The organism is Endozoicomonas sp. ALB032, assembly GCF_049310125.1.
In the GTDB taxonomy this organism is placed as follows: domain Bacteria; phylum Pseudomonadota; class Gammaproteobacteria; order Pseudomonadales; family Endozoicomonadaceae; genus Endozoicomonas_A.
In genome coordinates this window covers 1,944,833-1,958,497 of the sequence record NZ_JBLYNW010000001.1, presented here as the reverse complement: position 1 = coordinate 1,958,497, position 13,665 = coordinate 1,944,833, and the positions used below count along the sequence as shown (strand labels likewise).

The 13,665-nt window shown below is 42.4% G+C and carries 8 protein-coding genes; 3 read left to right on the top strand and 5 right to left on the bottom strand.

Translation table 11 applies throughout. From position 1 onward, the window contains the following. Positions 1-127 precede the first annotated feature (127 nt). The 4 genes from ACO6VG_RS06820 to ACO6VG_RS06805 form a co-directional block, all read right to left on the bottom strand. Positions 128-2,200: a hypothetical protein gene (locus ACO6VG_RS06820; RefSeq protein WP_422473246.1), complete on the bottom strand. Its 2,073-nt coding sequence runs from the start codon at positions 2,198-2,200 to the stop codon at positions 128-130. Positions 2,201-2,434: 234 nt separating this feature from the next. Beyond that, complete coding sequence (locus tag ACO6VG_RS06815) at positions 2,435-4,531, bottom strand: hypothetical protein (protein WP_422473244.1); 2,097 nt, start codon at positions 4,529-4,531, stop codon at positions 2,435-2,437. A gap of 554 nt (positions 4,532-5,085) precedes the next feature. Then, entirely contained in the window at positions 5,086-7,170 is a 2,085-nt protein-coding gene (locus ACO6VG_RS06810; protein WP_422473242.1) for a hypothetical protein, read from the bottom strand. A gap of 222 nt (positions 7,171-7,392) precedes the next feature. Beyond that, entirely contained in the window at positions 7,393-8,376 is a 984-nt protein-coding gene (locus ACO6VG_RS06805; protein WP_422136226.1) for a TDT family transporter, read from the bottom strand. A gap of 293 nt (positions 8,377-8,669) precedes the next feature. Between ACO6VG_RS06805 and mutY the strand changes: the two genes are divergently transcribed. Further along, on the top strand, positions 8,670-9,770 hold the full coding sequence (gene mutY / locus ACO6VG_RS06800; protein WP_422473240.1) for an A/G-specific adenine glycosylase: 1,101 nt from the start codon (positions 8,670-8,672) through the stop codon (positions 9,768-9,770). Positions 9,771-9,861: 91 nt separating this feature from the next. Then, positions 9,862-10,776 carry an acyltransferase gene (locus ACO6VG_RS06795; RefSeq protein ID WP_422136224.1) on the top strand — a complete coding sequence of 305 codons (915 nt, stop codon included), beginning with the start codon at positions 9,862-9,864 and terminating at the stop codon, positions 10,774-10,776. Positions 10,777-10,864: 88 nt separating this feature from the next. On the opposite strand, the gene ACO6VG_RS06790 is transcribed toward ACO6VG_RS06795, so the two are convergent. Next, entirely contained in the window at positions 10,865-11,902 is a 1,038-nt protein-coding gene (locus ACO6VG_RS06790; RefSeq protein WP_422473238.1) for a hypothetical protein, read from the bottom strand. Between the two features lie 266 nt (positions 11,903-12,168). Here ACO6VG_RS06790 and ACO6VG_RS06785 point away from each other — a divergent pair, with 266 nt between their 5' ends. After that, on the top strand, positions 12,169-13,635 hold the full coding sequence (locus ACO6VG_RS06785; RefSeq protein WP_422473236.1) for a protein adenylyltransferase SelO: 1,467 nt from the start codon (positions 12,169-12,171) through the stop codon (positions 13,633-13,635). Positions 13,636-13,665 lie beyond the last annotated feature (30 nt).

The window sequence follows — 13,665 nt, the reverse complement described above, 5'->3', positions numbered from 1 at the left end:
GCTACGTGAGGCTGTTGATCGAGATGGAATGATTCAGCAGAGGTGAAATAAATGAAGGGGTTGGGAGCCAATGACCCCCACGCCAGCGTTATAATTGACTTTAAAGTTCATAACCTGAGCTTTGCATTCAATCAGGCGCTGAAGGATTATCCCTTACTTCACCCCAAAAGCAGCGATACTCCTCCGGATTCAGCCCTAATTTACTGAGGTATTCAATGGTTTTAAGCTGAACTTCAGCTGCCGTATAGTCTTTGCAGGATTTAATATCCTCAGGGACAGGCTGCAAAGGAATTTTATCCTTTCTGCACTGATGAATGTATTTAAACCAGGCTTGTAAAAATTGGTTAATCAATTCAATTTCCTGTACCGTTTTCGGACAACGGAAAAAACGAAATTCCACCGTTGATAATTTGTTGACTTTGTTTGCGCCGGTGATATGCAACAAAGACATAGCCATATACTTTTCCATGATATCAACATCAATATAACCAAGCCCCTTCTGTATGGTCGTCATATGAACAAACTGGCTATAGAAATGGGCAAATTGCTCAAGTCTCTCTTTTTTTTCCCAATCAGTACGCCCTTTATGGCTTGGCTTTCCAGTATGATTTTCTTCTATTTTTTTATTGTATAGGTCAATGATCCTATTTAACCGCTTTACGGCAAATGGTTTTGTGTCCGGATTGTAATCAGCAAATGTTTTGTACCATCTGGCTTCATTCTTTTGCAGTATACGATCATTATTTCCAAACGCCCTCAGCAAAAAAGGATTTCGCTGGATCTCAGACTCCATCGCCAGAAGCACACCGGCATCACCCTGAGTAGCACTCAAGGCATCGACGTGTTTATGCCCGGAGCTATAATCAATCAATCCTTTGTTACGCATTGTATCAATAACTTCAATCACCTTCTCAAAAGATAATTTCGCGCGTTCATCATCAGGATGGTAAGGTGTACAATTTATTTCAAACCACGCCGTCGAGTCATAAAAAGAGACTACGGTAAAGCAATCATCAAAACCATAGTGCACACCACGTTGGTCGGTGATAGCCTGATTACTCATCCCTTTTTCTTTTAGTAGAGATGAGAAAATATTACAAAGCCGACCCCGTGTACGGGAAAAATCATTTTTAACATCATATTCAAGCTCTTCACCTAATTTAAGGTTTGATCTTTTTGACGGCTTCGCTTCAGTGTCAGTCTCAAAAGAGGAGTCACCAAACATGGCATTAACAATGTCATCACAGCGTCTGGAAAAAATAACATCCAGAACATGTCGATTAAAATACTCTCTCATATGACTTCTGTTCTCGCGCAGACCAATGTTTAATTTGTTGGTTCTACAAGGTTCACGCGCACTATCAACCAGTTCTTGCTTGAATTTTACGAAAAAATTAAAGACAACACCGAACTCAGAAAAAAAGCCTCTGCCATCAAGAAGGGTTTGAAAAAATGGATATATCTCCTTCAGTAATTTCTCGAACCTGATTTTATGCCAAAAATTACCAGAGGACACAATCTTTGGAGCAACATCATCCTGTACGTTTTCCTTTTTTTTAAGATAATCAACCAGCATGTTCTCCAAACCATAATCTACTCTAGGCCAATAAGTTTTCGATCCCTCTGCTTCCCATTCGCTAAAAATAGCATTCAGGTAAGACTCTATCTCTGCTACCCGCCCCTGACTCATGGTTTTACCCGCCACGTATTTATCAGGGCTGCGTTCAACAGTAAAACACCGATCATGGACCAGACCTTCCTGACATAAAATAAAATCGATAAAAATCTCTGTTAATTCCTTTGTTTGATCATATTCATAGCTTTCCCTTGCGATTTTTTCGTTTATCGGTGAATGCCTGAGGTTTTCAATGGTAGCTCGGAAATGCCCAGCCACTTCCTCAGGCGTAAACGTCTCGCTGACTCCGACTGCATTTGTGGCCTCACAATCATCAGAAGTAACCCAATGGGAAACTTTTCGCTCGGGAATAGTCTGATTGGCAATCTGATGGCTCGAACCTGGTACAATAGTACCGATCCCTCGTATCTTCTCTACCGGTGCGGAGGATGTATCCCTAACCTGTAGCTTTATTGAAAAACTTTTGAAAACTGTCTGTTCCGAATCAAAACTTTCATCAGTCTTTTCAGCAAGGCCGCTTTTATGAAATCCGTAACTATCTGTTTTCGTTGTATTTATATTCATAAATATCTCTAATGAACACATTTAATTCTTTAAAGCTCTAGTGCTTTAGACTACTAATTTGTAAAAAAATTCCTGAACGATGATTCATATTACTCAGTGCTGGCCTGCTGCATGAGGCTGATGATCGGGATGGAATGATTCAGAAGAAGTGAAGTAAATCAGGAGGTTGGGGGCCAATCACACCAGCGCCAGCATTAAAAACTGAGACTATAGTTCATAACCTGGGTTTTACATTCAGTCGGTCGCTGGCGGAATATCTCTTACTTCGCCCCAAAAACAGCGATAATGCTCCGGATTCAGCCCTAATTTAGTGAGGTAATCAATGGTTTTAGCTTGAACTTCCTCTGCCGTATAATCTATGCAGGATCGGATATTTTCAGGAACAGGCTGCAAAGGGGTCTTATCCTTTCTGCACTGATGAAGGTATTGAAACCAGACTTGCAAAAATTGGTTAATCGACTTGATTTCCTGTACCGTTTTCGGACAACGGAAAAAACGAAATTCCAGCGTTGATAATTTTTTGACTCCTCTTGCTCCGGTAATGTGCAGTAAAGACATAGCCATAAACTTTCCGCTGACATCGGCATCAATATAACCTAACCCCTCTTGTATAGTCGTCATATGAACAAACTGGCTATAAAAAGTTGCAAATTGCTCAAGCCTCTCTTTTTTTTCCGAATCAGTGCTCTCCTTATGGCTTGCCTTTTGAGTATCGTTTTCTTCTATTTTTTTATTGTATCGGTCAATCATCTTATTTAACCGCTTTAAGGCAAATGGTTTTATGTCTGGATCGTAATCAGAAAATGTTTTATACCATTTAGCTTCATCGTTCTGCAGGATACGATCATTATTTCCAAATGCCCTCAGCAAAAAAGGGTTTCGCTGGACCTCAGACTCCATGGCCAGAAGTACACCGGTATCACCCTGGGTAGCACTCAAGGCATCGACGTGTTTATGCCCGGAACTATAATCAATCAACCCGTCGATGAGCATTGAATCAGTCACTTCAATCACCTTCTCAAAAGATAATTCTGCGAGTTGATCATCAGAATGGTAAGGCGTGCAGTTTATTTCAAACCATCTCATTGAGTCGTAAAAAGGGTATACGGCAAAGCTATTATCAAAACCATAACCATAAGATGCATCAGGTCCGCAAGCATTAGCATCGTGATAAATCATACCTTTTTTTTGGAGTCGACATGTAAAAGTAGCAACAGGCCGATACTTTGAGCCAGAAGGTTGATTTTTTATATCATATTCAAGCTCTTCACCGAATTTAAGATTTAATCTGCTTGCCGGTCTCACTTCATTGTCAGTCCCAAAAGCGCAGTTATCAAACATGGCATTGACTATACCATCACAGCGCCTGGAAAAAATAACATCCATAACATCTTGATTAAAATGCTCTCTTATATCATTACCATTGAGGCGTAGAGCAATGGTTATAACATTATTGGTTTGACACGGTTTACATGCACTATCAATGATTTCCTGTCTGAATTTTTTGACAAAATCAAAGATCACAACCAGCTCAGAAAAAAAGCCATTTCCAGCAAGAAGGGTTTGAAAAAATGGAAATATAGCTTTCAGCAATTTCCCGTAAGTAAATTCAATGAGGCAAAAGTCATTTTTACAGTCAGTCTTTGGGATAACATCATCCGATGCGCTTTCTTTTTTGTTAAGATAATCAACCACCATATCCCCAAAACTATAATACATTCGAAGTTCATAAAATTCTGATTCCTCTGCTGCCCGTTCGGTAAAAATAGCATCCAGGAAAGACTGTATTTCTTCAGCCCTCCCTTGGCTTATGGTTTTACCTGCCAAGTATTTATCGGGACTGCTTTCAATGGTAAAACAGCGATCATGAACCAGGCCTTCCTGGCATAAAATAAAGTCAATAAAAATTGCTGTTATTTCTTCTCTTTGATCAATTTCATGATATCCCGTTGCGATTTTCTCGTATCGCAGCTTATGTATGAGGTTTTCAATGGTATTGCGAAAACGTTCAGCCACTTCCTCTGCGGTGAACGTCTTGCTCACTCTGCTTCTTGCTTCGTCTAAGGCCTTAAAACCATCAGTAGTAACCCAATGGGAAACTTTTCTATCGGAAGAAGTCCGACTAGTCTCTCGATCACAAAAATGTGGCTGATTACAAGCAAGTACGCGCATCTGCTTTATCAATGCAGAAGATTTATCTTGAACCCATCGCTTTCTTGAAAAGCTCTTGACTTCTCTCTGCTCTGAATCATAACTCTCATCAACATTTTTTTTAGCAAAACTGCTTGCATAAAGTCCATATGCATCTGTTCTGTTAGAATTTATATTCATTGATCACTCCATTGACCGTATTTAATTTTCTTAGCTATGCGTTTTAGACTATTAGTTTCCAAAAAAATTCCACAACCCTGCCAATAATGACAGATTTCGTGTTTGATAACGGTCTTCGGGGATTAACAGCCAAACCTGAATACACTCCGGAACTGGCCGTTGAAAGAGGATCATACTCCTGAAAAAAGACTGGCAGAATACAAGGATCAAAACCAGTCATTTTCTGTTCAGGTTAAATGCTGATTACACTCAGGCGATGATGGATCTGGGCGCAATGATTTGTACCCGAACCAAATCTTCCTGTCTGATTTGCCCGTTAGAGCAGAATTGTCTGGCCCATAAAGCCGGGGAAGAAACCCGCTACCCAGAGCCAAAACCTAAAAAAGACAAGCTGGAACGATGATTCATATTACTCAGTGCTGGCCTGCTGCATGAGGCTGATGATCGGGATGGAATGATTCAGAAGAAGTGAAGTAAATCAGGAGGTTGGGGGCCAATCACACCAGCGCCAGCATTAAAAACTGAGACTATAGTTCATAACCTGAGTTTTACATTCAGTCGGTCGCTGACGGAATATCTCTTACTTCGCCCCAAAAACAGCGATAATGCTCCGGATTCAGTCCTAGTTTACTGAGGTAATCAATGGTTTTTAGCTGAACTTCAGCTGCCGTATAGTCTTTAGAGGATTGAATATCTTCAGGGACAGGCTGCAAAGGAATTTTATCTTTCCTGCACTGATGAATGTATTGAAACCAGGTTTGTAAGAATTGGTTAATCAACTCAATTTCCTGTACTGATTTCGGGCAACGGAAAAAACGAAATTCCAGCGTAGATAACTTGTTGACTCCGCTTGCTCCGGTAATATGCAACAAAGACATAGCCATAAACTTTCCCATTATATCGCCACCAATGAAACCAATTCCCTTCTGTATAGTCGTCATATGAACAACTTGGCTATAAAAATGCGCAAATTCTTCAAGTCTTTCTTTGTTTTCCGAATCAGTGCTCACTTTATGGCTTGGCCTTTCAGTATAATTTTCTTCTATTTTTTTATTATATCGGTCAATGATTCTATTTAACCGCTTTAAGGCAAAAGGTTTTGTGTCTGGATTATAATCAGCAAATGTTTTATACCATCTGGCCTCATCGTCCTGCAGGATACGATCATTATTTCCAAACGCTCTCAGCAAAAAAGGATTTCGTTGGATCTCAGACTCCATCGCCAGAAGCACGCTGGTATCACCCTGAGTGGCACTCATAGCATCAACGTGTTTATGTCCGGAGCTATAATCAATCAATCCTTCCTTGCGCATTGAGTCAGTAGCTTCAATGACCTTCTGAAATGATAGTTTTGCGCGTTGATCATCTGTATGATAAGGCGTGCAGTTTATTTCAAACCAATCCTCTGAGTCATAAAAAGAGACTACGGTAAAGCTATTATCAAAGCCAAAGTGTGGGCCACGTTTGTCATTGGAAGCTTGTAAAACCATCCCTTTTTCTTTGAGTAGAAATGAAAAACCATTACAAAGCCGACCCCGCGTACGAGAAAATTTATTTTTTACATCATATTCAAGTTCTTCACCAAATTTAAGGTTTGGTCTGTTTACCGGTTCCACTTCATTGTCAGTTTGAGAACAGCCTTCAAACATGGCATTAACAATACCATCACAGCGCCCTGAAAAAATAACATCCATAACACTTCGATTAAAATACTCTCTCACATCACTTTCGCTAAGCCGCAGACCAATGGTTAACATATTGCCGGTTTTACACGGTACACAAGCACTATCAATCAATTCCCGTCTGTATTTTGCGGCACAATTAAACACCAAAACTAACTCGGAAAAAAAGCCTCTTCCTGCAAGAAGGGTTTGAAAAAATGGATATATCTCTTTCAGCAATTTCTTGTAAGTAATCTCATAAATATGAAAATCATATGTAACCTTAATCTTTGGGGTAACATCATCCGGTACGTTCTCTTTTTTGTTAAGATAATCGACCAGCATGTCACCCAGACTATAACGTAACCTGGGCTTATTAAATTTCGATGCCTCTGCTGCCTGTTCGGTAAAAATAACATCCAAGTAAGACTCTATCTCTTTAATCCGCTCCTGGCTCGTAGTTTTACCCGCCACATATTTATCGGGACTGTTTTCAACGGTAAAACACCGATCATGGACCAAACCTTCCTGGCATAAAATAAAGTCGATAAAAATTCCTGTTATTTCTTCTCTTTGATCATCTTCATGATATTCCATTGCGATTTCGTCGTATCGCAGCCTATGTAAAAGGTTTTCAATGGTATTTCGAAAACGCTCAGCCACTTCCACTGCGGTAAACGTCTCGCTCACTCTGCTTCTTGCTTCATCCGGGACTTCAAAAGCATCAGTAGTAACCCAATGGGAAACTTTCCTCTCGGGAATAGTCTGACTAGCCTTTCGATGACTACTATCTGGCAGAATACAAGCAAGCCCTCGTATCCGCTTTGTCAATGCAGAGAATTTATCTTGAACCCATCGTTTTTTTGAAAAGCTCTTGACTTCTCTCTGCTCTGAATCAAAACTCTCATCAACATTTTCTTTAGCAAGACTGCTTTCGTAAAGTACGTGAGTATTTGTTCTGGTAGTGTTTATATTCATAGGTCACTCCATTGACCGTATTTAATTTTCTCAGCTACATATGTTTTGGACTATTAATTTCCAAAAAAATTCCACAACCATGCCAGTAATGACAGATTTCGTGCTTGATAACGGTCTACGGGGATTAACAGCCAAACCTGAATACACTCCAGAATTTGACCGTTGAGAGAGGATCATACTCCTGAAAAAAGACTGGCAGAACACAAGAATCAAGCCAGTCATTTACTGTTCAGGTTGTGCCATTTGCGGCCTGGGCTTCAGGTAAAACAGGGTATAGCGAATAACAACATAAGCCACAATGGCAGTAGCCACCCAGAGTTCCATGAGCCCCAGCTGAAAAAAGAGATCAGCAAAGACACCATTTACCCTGCCTTCCAGCTTAAGCAGCGCTGTGGCACCAATCACCATTGGGAAGGTGAAGGCTGCATAGCCCGGTGAAAATGGCAATCTCAGCAGCTTGATAAAAGCCATATACACCATTGCCGTCATAAAAATAGCCAGTGGCGTCAGAATACTGATCATAATCAGGCTGGGGTTATCAGTGATGGTCAGGTATCCCGCCAGAGACAGACTGGCAGGTGCCCCCATAATGGCAAAAGTAGGCAGCGCCGCATCAGGAATAGCGTTCTTGAAGATCAGGCGATAGAACATGATGGGCAGCTTTACGAAATAGCAGAACATTCCAAAGATAAACAGCAGCCTGACCAGCGACTCAAAACCCATACCCGTACTGGTGACCGCAGCCACTATGATACCAACGGGTGGTACAAACCAACTGGGCACCATATGCTCAATATCAAAGTCCCGAATCCTGTGAGTCACAAAACCTGCCAGTAATATCAGATGTGTCAGCACGGCTGCCACCCAAAGCAAGCGTGCCGCAAATTCGGAAACGGGCATGAGTGCAGAGGCGATCACCATAGTCGCCATGGCGCAGGTTGGCATAACACTGCTGATGACGGGATGTGAAAGATCTTCACGAATCAAATGCGGGTGCAAAATAAACTTCAGCATCACCTTGAAGACCAGAATAGCGGCGATAACCGCAGCGGTCAGCTTCAGCCCCTGGGACTGGTCGGGCATGACCAGAGACCAGGCAGCACCAAGGCTGGCAATGCCTAGAGCCAAGCCTCCAAGAGGAGTGGGTACACGGCTTAGTCTTGTTACCAGACCAGCCGTGCGGCCTGGATTTGCAGTCTTATTCATCTTGCTTATTACCGAGAGTGTCTGTCATCGCACATGGCTGTTTGAGCAGCTTTTAAAAGGCATGTGAATAAAATAACCTGTTTGGTGAATAAGAAAATTCAAACTTTTAAATAATTAAGATCAGTAAGTCTTATACTTAAGAAGGCCATATACTTCCGATAAAAACAGCCTGCGCCAGAAAAATGATTAGGTTAAAGTGCAGAAGATCATGTTTCCCTCTTCGCAGTGCAAGCAGATACAAAAACTCTTTGAAATCAGATTGAGCGGCATTTCATTGCACTTTTCATAGTAGAATGCACGACTCAATTTTCAAACCCAGACTCCCTGATATGTCGCCAGATAGCAATAATGAAGCCTTCAGCCTGCAAATACTCCAATGGTTTGATGGTCATGGCCGCAAGAACCTGCCATGGCAGAAAAACATCAACCCCTACCGGGTCTGGATCAGCGAAGTCATGCTGCAACAAACCCAGGTCGCTAGCGTTATTCCGTACTTTGAAAACTTTATGGCGCGATTTCCCAAGGTTGCAGACCTGGCTTCAGCGGAGATCGATGATGTACTCCATTTGTGGAGTGGGCTGGGGTATTACAGCAGAGCCAGAAACCTGCATAAGGCGGCCAAAATGGTCATGGACACTTTTGCCGGTGAGTTTCCACGTTCTGTTGCTGAATTAACTCAGTTACCAGGGATTGGTTTATCCACTGCCGGAGCGATAGCATCTATCAGTATGGGTATTCGTGCTCCGATTTTGGACGGCAATGTCAAAAGGGTTCTGGCCCGTTATCAGGCCATTCCTGGCTGGTCCGGACAGTCCGCTGTCGCAAAACAACTCTGGAGTATTGCTGAAGAGTATACTCCACATCATCGCAATGCTGATTACACTCAGGCGATGATGGATCTGGGCGCTATGATTTGTACCCGAACCAAACCTTCCTGTCTGATTTGCCCGTTAGAGCAAAATTGTCTGGCCCATAAAGCCGGGGAAGAAACCCGCTACCCAGAGCCCAAACCTAAAAAAGACAAGCCGGAACGATCGGTAAGAATGTTAATGGTAATTAACGAGTTTGGAGAGGTTCTGTTGGAAAAAAGACCTCCTACGGGTATTTGGGGAGGACTTTGGGGGTTTCCGGAAATCCAGATCGAGGAGGTGCTGTCTGAAGCTGCTCAAAACATGACCGGATTGAGTCTGCAAGATTTTGAAGAGTGGCCGTCATTTCGACACACATTCAGCCATTATCACCTGGATATCACCCCCATCAAATCTTTTACTGCCAAAGCCTCTGCAGTAGCGGATGGCGATCGATGGCACTGGTTTCAACCTGATCAGCCGTCCGAGCTGGGGCTGGCTGCTCCGGTCAGCAAGCTGTTAAGTAAAATCAGGATGAGCCTGTAAAGGCGATAAGCAATATGAAATTACCGGGTTAGAGTTGAAAAAAATTTCGAGTTAAACTACGCAACCCCAATGAAACAATGCCAAGTCCAACATGATCCGTAGATTTAAAGAATACGTCACAGGGTGTTTATCTGTCTCCCTTTTGATCATCAACACCCTTTTTCTCAGCCTGCCGCTGCTCTGTTTTTCTCTCTTAAAACTCGTCGTCCCTCTAAAAAGCTTTCGTCGCCTTATGGGACGCATAGCCCACTCTGTGGCGGAGCTGTGGATCAGCATCAACTCTCTCTGGATCAGAGCGCTATCAGGAACCCGTCTGAATATCAGCGGCCTGAAAGATCTGAACCCCAATGGCTATTATCTGGTCACTGCCAACCATCAAAGCTGGGCTGATATTTTGCTGATGCAACATCTGCTCAACAGAAAAATCCCCTTGATGAAGTTTTTTCTCAAACAGGAGCTGATCTACGTTCCGGTCATAGGTCTCTGTTGGTGGGCTCTCGACTTCCCGTTTATGAAACGTTACAGCAAAGCTTATCTTGAAAAGCACCCGGAAAAACGTGGCAAAGATCTGGAAAATACCCTCAAAGCCTGCGAAAAATTCAAAACCATGCCGGTATCCATTGTCAATTACCTTGAAGGCACCCGTTTTAGCAAAGCAAAACAGCAAAAGCAGTCGTCACCTTTCAAACATTTACTAAACCCCCGCGCTGGCGGTATCAGCTACGTGATCGGAGCACTGGGTGAGCAGGTGAGAACCCTTTTGAATATCACCATTGTTTATCATCAAAAAGACCAGCTGGGCTTCTGGGACTTCCTGTGTGGTCGAATTAAAAGCGTCAGTATCCATTTTGAACAACAAACGATCCCGGAATCATTCATAGGTCGAAGCTACCAGCAGGATGCTGAATTTCGAAATGACTTTCAGGCATGGGTCAATCAGCTCTGGGTAGAGAAAGATCAGCTCATGCTGGAAATGAGTCAGCGTCAGGAAGGTGTTGTTAAATGACAATCGTTGAAGCTGGTAAAAAAAGCTAAAACATAGTCGTATAATACAGCCTTCATTCTGACTCCTAGGCCAAAAAATTCTTTTTGGCCTAGAGTTTACGCTTGCTTTCAATATGTGACGAAAGCAACTTTCCAAGTCTACTTTCCAGAACGTATGCATTTATGTAAGCAACAGCCTCTGATTCATCCTCTGATTCAGAATCATCCTTTGTCAAAAGTGACTGATATACAGTTCTCAATAACGAAACCATTTGCACTCTTATTTTTGAATCACACTCGTTATATTGGATTTCAGTAAATAAACTACAGTAGCCATCTACAAAATTAGTAACGAACTCTGGAAAAGCACTTATCCAATCAGATAAATCAGGGTCATCAAGTAATAACACCGTCCCCGGTAAAACTTGAAGTATCACTGTGTTAATATCAATAACTATCTGCTGTGGTGATTTTACTGATTTGTATAAACCATCTGTATCTACAAAGAGCACAGAATTATCAGATTTGACGATTATATTTGAGCTATGCAAATCTCCATGCACTAAGCGGGATTTCAATAAAATAAAATTGTTTTCAACATATTTATTGATTATCCCTGAGCTATGCAGAGTACCGAGAGTCATTCCAATTTTTCTATACAATATATTTAGTTTTTTTTGATTTAAACCATTTGAATACATTTTTTCTTTTATTGTACTTAATGTTTTTCCTTCAATATAAGGAAAGACAGAGTAATAAAAGGGTATTGAATCACTTAAAAGGGAAACTTCTCTCACTGGTTTTACTAACATTGAGCAAAATTCAGATATGCAGTTTGTAGATAAGTAGTCATTGATAAGTGTATTTTCTTGATAATTGCTATTTCGTGACTCTTTTATAAAAAATCTATCCGACGGGCATATTAAAGAATAGAAAGCGTCTTTAGTGACAGAGCCTTTATCAAAATTAAGGCTTTCCAACTGACATACTTCATAATTCTCAATACCGAGAGAATTTGAAATATCAAATACGCAGTCCTGAATACTTCTGGAGTTACAGGATACCCTTTCATATGCCTTAGCAGTTGAAGACAATGACATAAGCTCAACCAAGAGGCAGATCATTAAAATTTTTATTGTGGTTTTCATGTTAATACAAAAAATTTGATTAATAATGTTTAGACTGCTTTTTTTGAAGAAAGTTCAAACTTTATGTTCCGACCGCCATCTAACAAATGCTTCCTGCTCTTTCTGGTGTCTCGTCTCTTGAGCCGACGTTTTTTATATAAGCATTTCTGAACAGCTCTCCCCTACAGGACGATTTCCTAGTAAAATACTAAGGTATTATTTGAACGTAGCAATGCCGTCGAAGGGAGTGGTGGCATTTCCGTCCTCTGATGTATGGAAAATCCTGAATGAGAACAAGCCTGGATCAGCTCAACTTTAACAACCGCTTTGGCCAGCTGCCTGACGTGTTCTACACCCGTCTTCAGGCCACGCCTCTGGATAATCCAAAGCTGGTAGCCGTCAGTCAGCCAGCCGCTGATCTGTTAGATCTTGAGCTGAGTGACACCTGCAAAGAACAGTTGACCCAGGTGGCTGGAGGCTTAAAAACTCTGAAAGGTTCCGATCCTCTGGCAATGATCTACTCCGGACATCAGTTTGGCAGCTACAATCCACAGCTGGGTGACGGACGAGGCTTGCTTCTTGGAGAAGTGACCAACAACCTGGGTGAAAGCTGGGATCTCCATTTGAAAGGGGCAGGTATGACGCCTTATTCCCGATTTGGAGATGGTCGGGCCGTTCTACGTTCCTGCATTCGAGAATACCTGGCCTCTGAGGCTCTGTTTCACCTGGGCATCCCGACCACCCGCGCCCTATGTGTGGTGACCAGCGACACTCCGGTTTACCGTGAAACTGAGGAACGCGGATCTACCCTGCTGCGAATGGCAAAAACTCATATCCGTTTCGGTCACTTTGAGTATTTCTACTACAGCAAACAATACGATGCCCTTGAAACTCTGGGCGAATTTACCATTGAGAACTACTTTCCCGAGTGTTCCGATAAAAACGACAAATACAGTTTATTTTTCAAAACGGTGGTAGACAAAACCATTGAAATGATTGCCCTTTGGCAGGCTAACGGTTTTGCGCATGGGGTGATGAACACCGACAACATGAGTATCCTCGGCGAAACTTTTGATTACGGACCTTTCGGCTTTCAGGATGATTTCAACTGGCACTTCATCTGTAACCACTCTGATCACTCCGGTCGCTACGCCTTCAGCCAGCAACCTGATATCGGTTACTGGAACTGTGGCCGACTGGCACAGGCCCTGGTGCCTCTGCTCGACGATGTATCCGCTCTGCAAAAAATACTGGACACCTATCCTGCACTATACTCAGCCAGATATCTGTCATTGATGAGTGAAAAGCTGGGACTCCTGGAAGAAGACCCCAAAGACTCAGATCTGATCAAGGATCTTCTGCAGTTGCTCCATGAACAACATGTGGACTACACCCTGTTTTTCCGAACCTTGTCTGATTACCATGTGGGTCAGGGAGTATCCGCATTCGTTGCTTTATGCAGCGAATCTGAGCCGCTCGGACAATGGCTGCAACGCTATGATGAAAGAGTTTCTCAAAACTCCGAGCCAGAGCAGCTACGCCACCAACGTATGAAGCAAATTAACCCCAAATACATTCTGCGAAACTATCTCGCCCAGGCTGCTATCGAGAAGGCAGAACAAGGGGATTATGTCGAGATTGAACAACTGATGACAGTGTTGCAGTCCCCCTATGATGAGCACCCTGATCTGGAACATTATGCTCAAAAGCCCCCTGAGTGGGGTAAAAAGCTGGAAGTCAGCTGCTCGTCCTGACGGATAGTTTGCTATACCATTCCAACCTGT